Source organism: Accumulibacter sp. (genome assembly GCF_016789985.1).
In the GTDB taxonomy this organism is placed as follows: domain Bacteria; phylum Pseudomonadota; class Gammaproteobacteria; order Burkholderiales; family Rhodocyclaceae; genus Accumulibacter.
Genome location: NZ_JAEUOL010000159.1, coordinates 37852 through 53065, shown reverse-complemented (window position 1 = coordinate 53065; position 15214 = coordinate 37852). Strand labels below are relative to the sequence as shown.

Here is a 15214-nt window from a genome sequence, read left to right as displayed (position 1 = left end):
TCGTCCCGAGGTCGCCGCCTGGCTCGGCGAGCATGCGGCGCAGCCCCTGACCGTCGGGCAGATGAGCGAGTTTCTCGCCAGCGCCGCACCGACTTCGGAGAAGGCCCTCAGGCGGGCCTTGCGCCGGCTCCGTCAGCGCGTCATGGCGACCCTGATCGTGCGCGACATCGGCGGTGTGGCAGCCTTGAGCGAAGTGGTCGAAAGCATGACCCAACTGGCCGATGTGAGCACCAACTTCGCGCTCGACTTTCTGCATCGACAACTCGTCGAGCAGTTCGGCGAGCCTCTCGACAGTCAGGGACAGCCGCAGCGCCTGCTGATTGTCGGCATGGGCAAGCTCGGCGGGCGCGAACTCAATGTGTCATCGGACGTTGACTACATCTTCGTTTACCCCGAAGAGGGCAGGACGGCGGGTAACGGCCGCCGGATCGACAATTACGACTTCTTCCTCCGTCTCGGCAAGCGCCTGATCGGTGCTTTGGGCGATCACACCGAAGACGGCCAGGTCTTCCGGGTGGACATGCGCCTGCGCCCGAACGGCGATTCCGGCCCGCTGGTCGGCTCGCTTGGTTCGCTGGAAAACTATTTCATTACCCAGGGCCGTGAATGGGAGCGTTACGCCTGGATCAAGGCCAGGGTGATGAACCAGGGTGTCAATCTGCAGCCGCAATGGGTCGAGGCGCTGCAGCGCATCTGCCGTCCCTTCGTGTTCCGCAAGTACCTGGATTTTGGCGCCATCAACGCCATGCGCGACCTGCACGCACAGATACGACGCGAGGTGGCGCGCAAGGAGATGGCCGAGCACATCAAACTGGGGCCCGGCGGAATCCGTGAAATCGAGTTCATCGCCCAGGTCTTTCAACTGATTCGCGGTGGCCGCGAGCCGGCGCTGCAGATCCGTCCGACCCTGAGCGTGCTCGCGCTGCTCGCCGAACGACGCCTCCTGCCGGTCGAGGCCGAGCGTGAACTGGCCGCCGCCTATGACTTTCTGCGTCGTCTCGAACATCGCCTGCAATACGTTGGCGATGCCCAGACGCACCGGCTGCCGAGTGGCGACGACGAGCGTCGCCAGATCGCCGCTTCGCTGGGCTTCGCCGACTGGCCTGCCTTCCTGAACGTGCTTGACATGCATCGGGCCATCGTTGGCCGTCATTTCGAGCAGATTTTTTCCGAACCCGAGGAAGGGCGACATCCGCTGGCCGGCATCTGGGATGGCACGGTGGCCGGCGATGAAGGCCTGGAACGTCTGTCCGCGCTCGGTTTTCGCCAGCCGCAGGCACTGCTTGAACGACTGCACAGCTTCCGGCGTAGCGGCCGCTACCTGCAACTGCCGGCGAGTAACCGCGAGCGCCTGGATGCCCTCGGACCGCGCCTGATCGACGCTGCGGCAGCCACCACGACGCCCGACGCCACCTGGCAGCGCGGCCTCGACTTTCTCGACAAGATCAGTGGCCGCGGTGCCTATCTGGCGCTGCTCCAACAGTATCCGCAGGCACTCAGGAAGCTGGCCGAACTGATCGGCAGTTCTTCCTGGGCAGCCGATTACCTGACGCGTCACCCGATCCTGCTCGATGAACTGCTCGACTCACGCATCTTCGACGTCACCACCGATTGGCTGCAGTTCGGGCAGGATCTGCAGGCGCGTCTGGCGCAACATGTCGGCGACACCGAACGCGAAATGGACATCCTGCGCGAAACCCACCACGCGCAGGTCTTCCACTTTCTGGCGCAGGACATCGCCGGCATGCATACCGTCGAGCACCTGGCCGACCGCCTCAGCGAACTCGCCGACCTCATGGTGCAGACCACTCTCGATCTCTGCTGGCAGAAACTCAGGCACCGGCATGCACATCCCGAACGTCCGCCGCGCTTTGCGGTCGTCGCCTACGGCAAGCTCGGCGGCAAGGAGCTTGGTTTCGCCTCGGATCTCGACCTGGTCTACCTGCATGACGATCCGGAACCAGACGCCGGCGAACTCTATGCCCGCCTCGGCCAACGGATGAGCACCTGGATGTCGAGCCAGACTTCGGCCGGCACGCTCTTCGAGGTCGACCTGCGCCTGCGCCCGAACGGCGATTCGGGGGTGCTGGTCAGTCCGGTCGACGCCTTTCGCGACTACCAGTTGCAACATGCCTGGGTGTGGGAACATCAGGCCTTGACGCGTGCCCGCTTCTGCGCCGGCGATGCCGCCGTCGGCCGCCAGTTCGAGGCCATTCGCATAGAGATTCTGCGTCAGCCGCGTCACCTCGCGACGCTGCGCGAAGAAGTCCTGGCGATGCGCCAGCGCATGCTCGAGCAGCACGCTTCGGGCAGTGACGAGTCCTTCGATATCAAGCATGACCGCGGTGGCCTGATCGACGTCGAGTTCATCGTGCAGTACCTGATCCTTGGCTACGCGCAGCAACATGATCGCCTGTGCGGCAACCTCGGCAATATCGCGCTGCTCGGCATCGCTGCCGAACTCGGTCTGATTCCGGCCGCACTGGCCGAGCCGGTGCAGAGCGCCTACCGCGAGTTCCGCCGCATGCAACACGTCCTGCGCCTCAACGCCGGGCGCCGGGCACGCGTCGAACGTGTCCTGGTCAGCCGCCGTTGCGCAGCGGTGCTCTCCCTCTGGCAGGCGGTGTTCGGGGAGCCATGATCGCCAGGCGGGGCGTCGTCAGGCGCGTCGCGGCAAACCCGGGTGGCGCAGGGGTCACTCTGCGGCGTTCTGCCAAGCAAGCGCTGCAGCGCATCGAGGGCGAGGTGGACAGGACGGTCGGCCGGCTACGATCAGGCGGATGGAGTGCCCCGGGCGGCCTGTCCGCAGGCTTGCGACATGCGTTGCAATGCGGCCTCGAGGGTGGCCAGCGGGCAGCCGAAGTTGAGCCGCACCCAACCGGACAGGCCGAAGTCGGCGCCACTGGACAGGCCGACGCCGGCCGCCTCGAAAAAGGCAGCCGGATCGCCGACCCCGAGGCTGCGCGCGTCGATCCACGCCAGGTAGGTGGCCTCGACATGGCTCATCGCGAGCCCCGGCATGGCGGCCACCGCCGCTTCGACGCGGGCGCGATTGCGCCGCAGGATGTGCAGCAGGTCGCGTCGCCAGTCGTCACAATCGCGATAGGCCGCTTCGGTCGCGGCCAGGCCGAGGATGTTCGCATGGGGCACGATGCCGCGCATGGCGCCGCTGAAGTGGCGGCGCAACGCGGTGTCGGAAATCACCGCGAAAGCACAGCCCAGGCCGGGAATGTTCCAGGTTTTCGAAGGCGCCAGCAGGGTGATGGTGCGCCGCGCGAGCTCGGTGTCGAGCATGGCCAGCGGCAGATGCTGGCGGTCCTCGTCGAGCAGCAGTCCGCAGTGGATCTCGTCCGAGCAGACGATCAGATCATGGCGGCAGCAGAAAGCGCCCAACTGTTCGAGTTCGTCGCGCCGCCAGGCACGTCCGACCGGGTTGTGCGGGTGGCAGAGCAGGAAGAGGCGGCTGTTCGGACGCCGCGCGCCGTGCAGTGCCGGGAAGTCCCAGACCCAGCGGCCATCGACCTGACACAGCGGGGCGGTCGACAGTTGCCGTGCGGAGAGGCGTGGCGCCGACAGGAAGGGCGGATAGACCGGCGTCGCGGTCAGCACGTCGCCGTCGACCGCCCGGCATGCGACATTCAGTGCGCTGACCAGGCCCGGCAGCCACACCAGCCACTCGGCTTCGACCTGCCAGCCGTACTCGCGCCACAGGTGCCCGAGGACCGCCTCGTGCAGTGCCGGCGACGGTTCGGCGTAGCCAAAACAGCCGTGTGCGACGCGCCGTTCGAGGGCGGCGATGATCGCCGGAGGTGACGCGAAATCCATGTCTGCCACCCACAGGGGCAGTATGTCGCGCCCGGCGTACCGGTTCCACTTCAGCGAATCGCCGCCGCGCCGGTCGATGACGCGATCGAAGTCGAATCCTTGCACCACGCCGCTCGGGTTGGCCGCTCAGACTTCGAGGTGCGCGTAAAGCTGGGTGGACAGGTAGCGCTCGCCGAAGGAGGGGACGATCACCACCGTCAGCTTGCCGGCATTCTGCGGGCGACGCGCCACTTCGAGCGCTGCCCAGACGGCGGCTCCCGACGAGATGCCGACCAGCAGCCCTTCCTCGGTCGCCAGGCGGCGCGCCACGGCAAAGGCGTCATCCGCCCTGACGCGCTGCACTTCGTCGTAGATTGCGGTGTTGAGTACCTTGGGTACGAAACCGGCACCGATGCCCTGGATCGGGTGCGGCCCCTTGGGCCCGCCGGACAGCACCGGTGAGGCGTCCGGTTCGACGGCTATGATCTGCAGACCGGGCTTTCTCGCCTTGAGCACTTCACCGACGCCGGTGATGGTGCCGCCGGTGCCGACCCCGGAAACGAAGATGTCGACCTGGCCGTCGGTGTCGCGCCACACTTCCTCGGCGGTCGTCGCGCGATGGATGGCCGGATTGGCCGGGTTCTCGAACTGCTGCGGAATGAAATAGCGCGCATCGGCAGCGGCCATTTCTTCGGCGCGACGAATCGCGCCGCCCATGCCATCCGGGCCAGGGGTCAGCACCAGCTCGGCACCGTAGGCCTTGAGCAAAAGGCGACGTTCGCGGCTCATCGTTTCCGGCATGACGAAACAGCAACTGATGCCGCGCGCGGCGCACACCATGGCGAGGCCGATGCCGGTGTTGCCGGAGGTCGGTTCGAGCACCACCGTTTGCGGGCCGATCCGGCCAGTCGCCTGCGCCGCGTCGATCATCGCCGCGGCGATGCGATCCTTGACGCTGTGTGCCGGATTGTAGAACTCGAGTTTGACGCAGACGCTGCCGTCAAGGCCGGCGGTCAGGCGGTTGAGCCTGACGAGCGGGGTGTTGCCGATCAGTTCGGTGATGTTGCTGGCGATGTTCATGGGAATGATCTCTGGACAATGGGGTTCGAAAAAGGTGGCAAGGCGGTGCCCTACGTTTCTGGCGAGCTGTCTGCGGTGGAGCGCGGTTCAGCCCAGGAACAGTTTGTAGGCCGGATTCTCGCTTTCGTTCCAGTGCGCATAGCCGAGTTGATTGAGGAAATTCGCGAAGTCGCCCATTTCGCTCGGCGGCACCTGCATGCCGACCAGTACGCGGCCGTAGTCGGCGCCGTGGTTGCGGTAGTGGAAGAGACTGATGTTCCAGCCGGCACTCATGCGGTTGAGGAAATTCATCAGCGCGCCTGGTCGTTCCGGAAACTCGAAGCGGTAGAGGATTTCGTTGTTGATGCGTGGCGAGTGGCCACCGACCAGGTGGCGCACATGGCCCTTGGCCATCTCGTCGTCGGTCAGGTCGAGGGTCGGGTAGCCGTGCTTGCGCAGGTGCTCGATCAGGCGCACCGATTCGGCGCGCGAGGCGACCTGGATGCCGACGAAAATGTGCGCATCACGCTGGTCGTTGTAGCGGTAGTTGAATTCGGTGATGTTGCGGGCGCCGATCAGCGTGACGAACTGCTTGTAGGCGCCGGGCCGTTCGGGCAGGGTGACGGCAAAAACCGCCTCACGCTGTTCACCGATCTCCGCGCGCTCGGCGACGAAACGCAGGCGATCGAAGTTGATGTTGGCGCCGGAGGCTGTCGCAATCAACGTCTTGTCCTTCAGTTTGTGCCGCTTGGCGTACTCCTTGGCTCCGGCCACCGCCAGCGCTCCGGCGGGTTCGAGCACGGCCCGCGTGTCCTCGAAGACATCCTTGATCGCGGCGCAGATGGCGTCGGTATCGACCAGCACCATTTCATCGACGAGGGTCTGACAGAGGCGGAAGGTTTCCTCGCCGACGTACTTGACCGCTGCGCCGTCGGCGAACAGGCCGACGTGCTCCAGCCTGACGCGCTTGCCGGCCTGCAGCGAACGCGCCATGGCGTCGGCATCAACCGCTTCGACACCGATGATCCTGGTTTCCGGCCGCACCTGCTTGATATAGGCGGCGACACCGGAGATCAGGCCGCCGCCGCCGACGCAGCAGAAGACGGCATGAATCGGCTTTGCATGCTGGCGCAGGATCTCCATGCCGATCGTCCCCTGCCCGGCGATCACCTCGGGATCGTCGAACGGGTGCACGAAGCTCAGCTTCTCGCTTTTCTCGAGTTCGAGCGCGTGCGCGTAGGCGTCATCGTAGGATTCGCCGGCGAGCACCACTTCGCCACCGCGCTGCTGGACGGCCTGAATCTTGATCTGCGGGGTGGTGGTCGGCATGACGATCACTGCCCGGCAACCGACCTTGGCCGCTGCCAGGGCGACACCTTGCGCGTGGTTGCCGGCCGAGGCGCAGATCACGCCGCGCTTGAGCTTCTCGGCCGAGAGATGGACGATCTTGTTGTACGCGCCGCGCAGCTTGAAGGAGAACACCGGCTGCAGGTCCTCGCGCTTCAACAGCACACGATTTCCCAGTCGGGCCGACAGGCCGGGCGCCGGATCGAGCGGCGTTTCGATCGCCACGTCATAGACCTGGGCGTTGAGGATGCGTGCGAGGTAGTCGGTATGCATGGTGGTGGCTGGGGCGTTCGTCTGACGAAACGCCGGATTCTAGCAGCAGAAGGGGCGCACGGGCCGGGCGCGGCGCGGCAAGCGTGTGTCGCGGGCATCGCCCGCAGGGCGGCAGCGGGTTGCGGGTGCCCGCCGGGTCGGCCGCCGCCACGCCGCAGGGCGAGGACGGACGGCTGTGATGCTGCATTGCAGTAAGTTAGAATGCGCCCTTTGGCAGCAGCCGGGGGCACGGATGAACGCACGCCTGCGCGAGATTCCCTACAACTACACTTCGTTCTCCGACCGCGAGATCGTCATTCGCCTGCTCGGCGCCAAGATGTGGGCGCTGCTCGACGAACTGCGCACCCAACGGGTAACCGGCCGTTCGGCGCGCATGCTCTACGAGGTGCTCGGGGACATCTGGGTGGTGCAGCGCAATCCCTACCTCGAGGACGACCTGCTGACCAGCAGCCAGCGACGTGACGCGCTGGTCGAAGCACTGCGCCACCGCTTGCGGGAAATCGAAAAGCGCCGGCAGGGGAACAATCGGGTGCAGCCCCTGATCGTCGCCGCACAGGAGGCGGTCGACCGTTTTGAACGACACTTCGTCGACACCGCACGCCTGCGCGCCCGGGTGAGCAGGGTGCTGGTGCGGCATACCCGGCGTGACAACATCGCTTTCGACGGTCTGGCACGCGTTTCACATGTCACCGACGCTACCGACTGGCGGATCGAGTATCCCTTCGTCGTCCTCTACCCGGACAGCGAGGAAGAGATGGCGCCGCTGGTGCGTGACTGCATCGAACTGGGCCTGACCATCATCCCGCGCGGCGGCGGCACCGGTTACACCGGCGGAGCCATCCCGCTGACCCCCCTGTCGGCGGTGATCAACACCGAAAAGCTGGTCGGTCTCGGTGTTGTCGAGGAGATCATGCTGCCCGGCTGCTCCCGTCCTTGCGCCACCATCCGTACTGGTGCCGGCGTCGTCACGGCGCGCGTCGCCGAGGCAGCGGCCGCCGCCGGTCGGGTCTTCGCCGTCGACCCGACCTCGGCTGAAGCCTCATGTATCGGTGGCAACATTGCGATGAACGCGGGCGGCAAGAAGGCCGTACTGTGGGGGACGGCGCTCGACAATCTGGCCTGGTGGAAGATGGTCGATGCCACCGGCCATGAGATGGAGGTGACGCGTCTCGACCACAACCTGGGCAAGATCCACGAGCAGGAAATGGTGCGTTTCGAAATCCGGCGCTTTCGGCGAGACGGACGGACACCTTATGGCCAGCCCGAGATCCTCGAAATTCCCGGTACACGTTTTCGCAAGACGGGGCTCGGCAAGGACGTGACCGACAAGTTTCTCGCTGGCCTGCCGGGCGTCCAGAAGGAAGGAACCGATGGCCTGATCGTCGCCGCCCGCTGGGTGCTGCATCGGATGCCGCAGCACACGCGCACCGTCTGCCTCGAATTTTTCGGGCAGGTGCGCGAAGCGGTGCCGGCGATTGTCGAGATCACCGATTACTTCCGGCCCGGTGGAACGGGTCAGCAGAGCGGCGTGCTGCTGGCCGGCCTGGAACATCTTGATGAGCGTTACCTGCGCGCCGTCGGTTACGCGACCAAGGCCAAGCGTCGGGCGGAAACCGCCGGCCGACCGAAAATGGTGTTGATTGGCGACATCGTAGGTGACGACGAAGCGGCCGTGATGGCCGTTGCCTCGGAAGTGGTGCGCCTGTGCAACCTGCGCAGCGCCGAAGGCTTCATTGCCGTCGATGCCGAAACACGCCGGAAATTCTGGCTCGATCGCGCCCGCACCGCCGCCATCTCGCGCCACACCAATGCCTTCAAGCTGAACGAGGATGTCGTCATTCCGCTGCCCCGCATGGGCGAGTACTGCGACGGCGTCGAGCGGATCAACATCGAACTCTCGCTGCGCAACAAGCTGTCGCTGTGCGACGCGCTGGGCAGCTTCCTGACGGGAGAATTGCCGCTGCATCGGGGTGATGCCGATCTCGACAACGAACTCCTGATCGGCGAACGGCGAACGACGGCGCTCGAGGTGGTGAGCGGCGTGCGCGCCCGCTGGCAGTGGCTGCTCGATCATCTCGATCTGCCGCTGCCGCAGGCCGAAGAGCAGTTCGCCAGCCTCGGCGTGCATGCCGGGACCTTGCGCAACCGGGCGTCGGCGCCGACGCTTTTCCACCGGCTGCAGGATTACTCGGTACGTGTCTCCTGGAAAAACGAACTCGAACCGCAACTCGGGGATATCTTCGATGGCGTCGTCTATCAGCCGGTCCTCGAACGGATCAGCGCGATCCACCGCGAGATCCTGCGCAGCCGGCTGTTCGTCGCCCTGCACATGCACGCCGGTGACGGCAACGTGCACACCAACATCCCGGTGAACTCGGACAACTACGAAATGCTGCAGGCGGCGTATGCCGTGGTCGAGCGCATCATGGCCCTGGCGCGGGCCCTCGATGGCGTGGTTTCCGGCGAACACGGCATCGGCATCACCAAACTGGAGTTCCTCTCCGAGGCGGAAATTCAACCGTTCCGCGATTACAAGGCCAGGGTTGACCCGGCCGGACACTTCAACCAGGGCAAGCTGTTGCCTGGCGCCGACCTGGTCAGGGCCTACACCCCTTCGTTCTCGCTGCTCGGTACCGAGTCGCTGATCATGGAGCAGTCGGAGATCGGCAACATCGCGACGATGGTCAAGGACTGCCTGCGCTGCGGCAAGTGCAAGCCGGTGTGTTCGACCCATGTGCCGCGCGCCAACCTGCTTTACTCGCCGCGCAACAAGATTCTCGCGACCTCGCTGCTGATCGAGGCTTTTCTCTACGAGGAACAGACCCGGCGCGGTGTTTCCTTGCGGCATTTCGACGAGTTCAACGATGTCGCCGACCATTGCACGATCTGTCACAAGTGCGTCACGCCGTGTCCGGTCGACATCGATTTCGGCAATGTCTCGATCCGCATGCGCAACCTGCTGCGCGAACAGGGGAAGAAGAAGTTCGTCCCGGCCAAGGCGGCGGCGATGGCCTTCCTGACCATCAAGGACCCGGCGACGATCAAGCTGGTGCGCAAGCTGATGATCGACTGGGGCTACCGTGCCCAGCGGCTGGCTCACCGGGCAGCCCGGTCGCTCGGCCTGAGCCGCGCGCAGACGCAGCAACCGCCGGCCACTCTCGGTGCGCCGACGCTGCGCGCGCAGGTCATCCACTTCATCAACAAACCGCTGCCCGCCGGGTTGCCCAAGCGCACCGCACGTGCCCTGCTCGACATCGAAGGCGACAAGATCGTGCCGATCATCCGCGACCCCCGGAAGATCGGTGCGGCCGATCACGACGGCGACGCCGTCTTCTATTTTCCCGGCTGCGGTTCTGAACGTCTGTTCTCGCAGGTCGCCCTGGCCACTCAGGCCATCCTCTACGAGATCGGCGCGCAAACGGTGTTGCCGCCCGGCTATCTGTGCTGCGGTTATCCGCAGACGGCGGCCGGCGAGGCCGACCAGGGCCAGGCAATCACCACCGACAACCGGGTGCTCTTTCACCGGGTGGCCAATACCCTCAACTATCTCGATATCCGGACGGTCATCGTTTCCTGCGGCACCTGCATGGACCAGCTCGAGAAGTACCACTTCGACCAGATCTTTCCTGGCTGCCGCCTGCTCGACATCCATGAGTACCTGCTCGAAAAGGGCATCCGGCTCGACGGCATCGGCGGCACACGCTACCTGTATCACGACCCGTGCCACGCGCCGATGCGCACACTGCCGGGCATCCGGGTGGTCAACCAGTTGATGGGTCAGCCGGTCGAACTGTCGGATCGCTGCTGCGGCGAATCGGGGACACTGGCGGTGACCCGTCCCGACGTGTCCACGCAGGTCCGCTTCCGCAAACAGGAGGAGATCGAGAAGGGTGCCGGCCGGCTGCGGGCCGATGGCTTCGACGGCACGCTCAAGCTGCTCACCTCCTGCCCGTCGTGCCTGCAAGGTTTGTCGCGCTACAACGAAGACGCGGGCACCGAGGCGGACTACATCGTGGTCGAAATCGCCAAGCGACTGCTCGGTGACGACTGGATGGTGCGTTACATCAACCAGGCCAACAACGGCGGCATCGAGCGCGTCCTGCTGTAGCGCCGGCCGGCCCGGCTCAGCACTTGCGGACGATCAGGCTGCCGATCGAATAACCGGCTCCGAAGGAGCAGATCAGGCCCAGGTCGCCGGCCGCCAGGTCGGCGCTGTGCCGGTGGAAAGCGATGATCGAGCCGGCCGACGCGGTGTTGGCGAACTCGTCGAGAATCACCGGCGCTTCGTCGGCGGTCGCTTCGCGGCCGAGCAGGCGGCGGCCGATCAACTGGTTCATCGCCAGATTGGCCTGATGCAGCCAGAAACGTCGTACCTGTGCCGGGGCCAGATCGAGACTGGCGAGGTGTCGCGTGATGTGCTCGGCCGCCATCGGGCACACTTCCTTGAAGACGCGGCGTCCTTCCTGGACGAACAGTTGGTCGCGCTCGGTCGGGTCGCGGTCTTCGCAGCGCGACAGGAAACCCGCGTTGTTGCGGATGTTGTTCGAGAAGCTGGTGGCCAGCTGGCTGCCAAGTACTTCCCAGGCGTTCGGCGACGTCGCGGTTTCCAGTCTTTCGACGACGATCGCCGTGCACACGTCGCCGAAGATGAAGTGACAGTCGCGATCCTGCCAGGCGAGATGCGCCGAACAGATTTCCGGATTGACCACCAGCACGCTGCGCGCCGTGTCGCAGCGTATCGCGTTGACCGCCAGTTCGAGCGCGAAGGTGGCCGACGAACAGGCGACATTCATGTCGAATGCGTAGCCCTGGCTGATCCCCAGGGCGCGCTGAATTTCCACCGCCATCGCCGGATAGGGGCGTTGCATGTTGGATGCGGCACAGATCACCGCATCGACTTCGGTGGCGCTGCGGCCGGCCACCACCAGTGCCTCGCCGGCGGCCGCGACGGCCATCTCGGCCTGCATCGACAATTGGTCATTGCCGCGCGGCACGAACTTCGGACGCATGCGCTGCGGATCGAGCACGCCGGCCTTGTCCATCACGTAGCGACGGGTGATGCCGGAGGCCTTTTCGATGAAGTCGACACTCGACTCTTCCAGCGCCGCGACCTCGCCCGCCACGATGCGTGCCGCATTGGCCGCGTTGAACTGGCCGACGAAGGCATTGTAGGAGGTCACCAGCTCTTGGTTGCTGATGGTGTGCGGGGCGGTGTAGAGGCCGCTGGCACTGATCACGACGCGATTCATGCAGATTCTCCGGGGGGTGTCATAGATATTGGCTGACCAGCAGTGCGGCCAGCAGCACGGCGATGGCGCTCAGCAGGTGCCGTTGCTGGCGCTGCGTGCGCGTCAGTTCGGCCAGCAAGGGTGTCAGATCGGGTTCCTTGCGTTCGGCCAGCGCCTGGTAGACCAGGCGCGGCAGTTGCGGCAGGGTGCGTGCCCAGTATGGGGCTTCCTGCTGGATGCCGCGGTGGAAGGCACGTCGCCCGAGCTGCTCGCTCATCCAGCGCTCGAGGAAAGGCTTGGCGGTCTTCCAGAGGTCCAGGTTGGGGTCGAGCTGACGGCCCAGTCCCTCGATATTCAGCAGGGTTTTCTGCAGCATCACCAGTTGCGGCTGAATCTCGACGTTGAAGCGGCGCGAGGTCTGAAACAGGCGGAGCAGGACGCGGCCGAAGGAAATCTCGTGCAGCGGCCGGTCGAAGATCGGTTCACAGACGGCACGGATGGCCGCCTCGAACTCGTCGGCGCGCGTCTCGGGAGGCGCCCAGCCGGCTTCGATGTGCGCCGTCGCGACCCGTTTGTAATCGCGCTGGAAGAAGGCGAGGAAGTTCTGCGCCAGATAATTCTTGTCGTTGTCGGTGAGTGTGCCGACGATGCCGAAGTCCAGCGCGATGTAGCTGCCGTGATGGGGCTCGTCGGTGGCAATGAAGATGTTGCCCGGGTGCATGTCGGCGTGAAAGAAGCCGTCGCGAAACACCTGCGTGAAGAAAATCTCGACGCCGGCTCGCGACAGCGCCGCCAGGTCGATGCCGGCGGCGACCAGCGCCTCGGTCTGGCTGATCGGGATGCCGCGCATCCGTTCCATCACCATCACCGTCGTCGTACATTGATCCCAGTACACCTCGGGCACCTGCAGCAGCCTTGAAGCGCTGAAGTTGCGTCGCAACTGTGAGCAGTTGGCCGCTTCGCGCATCAGGTCGAGTTCGTCGTAGAGATACTTGGCGAACTCGGCAACGACTTCGCGCGGCTTCAGGCGCTTGCCGTCCGACCAGACTTTCTCGAGTACCGTGGCCAGCGTTTCGAGCAGCGCCAGATCGTTGGCGATCACCGTGTGCATTGCCGGGCGCAGGACCTTGACCGCCACCTCATGGCCGCCGTCTTCCGGTCGCAGACGCGCGAAGTGGACCTGGGCGATCGAAGCACTGGCCACCGGGGTCGCGTCGAACTCGGCGAACACCTCGCTGGCTGGTCGACCATAAGCCTTCTCGATCTCGGCCAGCGCCAGTTCCGACGAGAAGGGCGGCACCCGATCCTGCAGTTTGGCCAGTTCGTCGGCGATATCGGGCCGCAGCAGGTCACGCCGTGTGGACAGCACCTGACCGAACTTGACGAAGATCGGCCCGAGCGATTCGAGGGCCTGCCGCAGGCGGACTGCCGAGGGGGTGTCGAAGCGTCGCCAGAAGTGCAGCGCGCGCGACCAGGCGGCCAGACGACCGCTCGGCTCGTGCTCGAGAATCATTTCGTCGAGGCCGTAGCGGCTCGCAATGCTCAGAATTTTGGCGAGGCGGAAGAGTCGCACGGCGGGCAGGGACCTGGCGGTCGGCAAAGCAGCGAGTTTACACAGAAACGGAGTCCCTCGCTCCGCATCGTTCGCCCGGGCGCCGGTCGGGCGTCGTATAATCAGAGGCTTGACCCGATTCCTTGATTGATGCACCGCGATGAGTTCCGATCTGAAGTCCCATCTCGCCGAACTGATGCGCGCCGCGCTGCTCAGCGTGGCGCCCGGCGAAGCCGATACGCCGATCCACATCGAGCGTCCGAAACAGTCCGCGCATGGTGATTTTTCCTGCAATCTGGCGATGCAGTTGGCGCGTCCGCTGAAGCGCAACCCGCACCAACTGGCCCAGTTGCTGGTTTCGGAACTGCCGTATTCGAACTGGCTCGACAAGGTGGAAATTGCCGGCGCCGGCTTCATCAACTTTCGTCTGGCCCCCGCAGCCCGGCGCGAGGTGTTGCGCAGCATTCTCGACGAGGCTGCGGCCTTCGGGCGCTCACCAGCCGGCGCTGGGCGCAAGGTGTTGATCGAGTTCGTTTCGGCCAACCCGACCGGCCCGCTGCACGTCGGGCATGGCCGCGGCGCCGCCTATGGCGACAGTTTGTGCAAACTGCTGGCCTACGCCGGCTGGGATGTGACCAGCGAGTACTACGTGAACGACGCCGGCCGCCAGATGGACATTCTTGCCCTGTCCACCTGGCTGCGCTACCTGGAGCTGTGCAGCCCGCCGGGCGAGCCCGTGGCTTTTCCGCCGAATGCCTACCAGGGCGACTACGTGCGCGCCATGGCCCGGCAGATGCTGGCCGCGCATGGTGGACGCTACCAGCACCCTCCGGCCAGGGTGGGCGAGGCTACGCCGGGTCTGCCCGACCCCGCGCGCACCGATGCCGAAGCGGCGCGCCAGCGTGAGGCGCAACTCGACGCATTGATCGCCAATGCCCGCAAGCTGCTGGGCGAGGACTGGAAATACGTGCACGATTTCGTGCTGGCCGAGCAGCTCGCCGACTGCCGCAGCGATCTCGAAGAGTCGGGCGTGCATTTCGACGTCTGGTTTTCCGAGCAGTCGCTGTTCGCCACCGGTCTCGTCGCACGCTGCGTCGAGCGACTCGACAAAGCTGGTCATCTCTATGTGCAGGACGGTGCCCGCTGGTTCCGTTCGACTGCGTTCGGCGACGAGAAGGACCGTGTCGTGCAACGCGACAACGGTCTGTACACCTATTTCGCGTCCGACATCGCCTATCATCTCAACAAGTACGAGCGTGGTTTCGACCGCCTGATCAACGTCTGGGGCGCCGATCACCACGGCTACATTCCTCGCGTCAAGGGCGCGCTCGCCGCGCTCGGCATCGACCCCGCCGTACTCGATGTGGCTCTGGTGCAGTTCGCGGTGCTCTATCGTTCCGGCTGGAAGGCGCAGATGTCGACCCGTTCGGGCGATTTCGTTACCCTGCGCACCCTGCGCGAGGATGTCGGCAACGATGCCTGCCGCTTCTTCTATGTGCTGCGCAAGTCCGACCAGCACCTCGATTTCGATCTCGATCTCGCCAAGAGTCAGTCGAACGACAACCCGGTCTACTACATCCAGTACGCGCATGCACGCGTCTGCTCGGTGCTGACAAGCTGGGGCGGCGATCTGGAGCAGCTCTCTGCGGCCGACCTCGCCTGTCTCGATGGCCCGCACGAATTGGCCCTGGTGGTCCGGCTGGCCGAGTTTCCGGAGGTGGTTGAAGCGGCTGCACAGGAGCTGGCGCCACATCTCGTCGCTTTCTACCTCAGGGATCTGGCGGCCGAATTCCACAGCTACTACAATGCCGAGCGCATACTGGTTGATGCGTCGGCGCTCCGCCTGGCGCGTGTGGCGCTGGCCGCTGCCGTACGGCAGGTGATTCGCAACGGCATGACGATTCTGGGTGTTGCCTGTCCGGAGTCGATGTAATCAGAGAGTCCAGAGGAT

7 protein-coding genes and 1 pseudogene are annotated in these 15214 nt (G+C 65.1%); 3 read left to right on the top strand and 5 right to left on the bottom strand.

Translation table 11 applies throughout. The annotated features are described in order from the left end of the window. The coding region (glnE, locus tag JNK99_RS09210; protein WP_291851755.1) for a bifunctional [glutamate--ammonia ligase]-adenylyl-L-tyrosine phosphorylase/[glutamate--ammonia-ligase] adenylyltransferase at positions 1-2641 on the top strand (2641 nt) is incomplete at its 5' end. 131 nt (positions 2642-2772) lie between these two features. Here glnE and JNK99_RS09205 read toward each other — a convergent pair. From JNK99_RS09205 to ilvA, 3 genes and pseudogenes are all read right to left on the bottom strand, one after another. Further along, on the bottom strand, positions 2773-3933 hold the full coding sequence (locus JNK99_RS09205; protein WP_291851752.1) for a PatB family C-S lyase: 1161 nt from the start codon (positions 3931-3933) through the stop codon (positions 2773-2775). 18 nt (positions 3934-3951) lie between these two features. Continuing rightward, positions 3952-4884, bottom strand: a complete 933-nt coding sequence (gene cysK / locus JNK99_RS09200) for a cysteine synthase A (RefSeq protein WP_291851749.1) — start codon at positions 4882-4884, stop codon at positions 3952-3954. An 87-nt stretch (positions 4885-4971) separates the two neighbouring features. Continuing rightward, positions 4972-6495 (bottom strand): annotated as a pseudogene (gene ilvA / locus JNK99_RS09195) (threonine ammonia-lyase, biosynthetic); the annotation flags it as partial. 220 nt (positions 6496-6715) lie between these two features. Here ilvA and JNK99_RS09190 point away from each other — a divergent pair. Next, complete coding sequence (locus JNK99_RS09190) at positions 6716-10591, top strand: DUF3683 domain-containing protein (protein ID WP_291851746.1); 3876 nt, start codon at positions 6716-6718, stop codon at positions 10589-10591. Between the two features lie 16 nt (positions 10592-10607). On the opposite strand, the gene JNK99_RS09185 is transcribed toward JNK99_RS09190, so the two are convergent. Both JNK99_RS09185 and ubiB read right to left on the bottom strand, forming a co-directional pair. Further along, positions 10608-11732 carry a beta-ketoacyl-ACP synthase III gene (locus tag JNK99_RS09185; RefSeq protein ID WP_291851740.1) on the bottom strand — a complete coding sequence of 375 codons (1125 nt, stop codon included), beginning with the start codon at positions 11730-11732 and terminating at the stop codon, positions 10608-10610. Between the two features lie 19 nt (positions 11733-11751). Then, positions 11752-13284 (bottom strand): ubiquinone biosynthesis regulatory protein kinase UbiB, encoded by a 1533-nt coding sequence (gene ubiB / locus JNK99_RS09180; protein ID WP_291851737.1) that lies wholly within the window; start codon positions 13282-13284, stop codon positions 11752-11754. A 139-nt stretch (positions 13285-13423) separates the two neighbouring features. Here ubiB and argS point away from each other — a divergent pair, with 139 nt between their 5' ends. Further along, a complete protein-coding gene (argS, locus tag JNK99_RS09175) occupies positions 13424-15196 on the top strand; it encodes an arginine--tRNA ligase (RefSeq protein WP_291851734.1) in 1773 nt (590 codons plus the stop codon). Positions 15197-15214 lie beyond the last annotated feature (18 nt).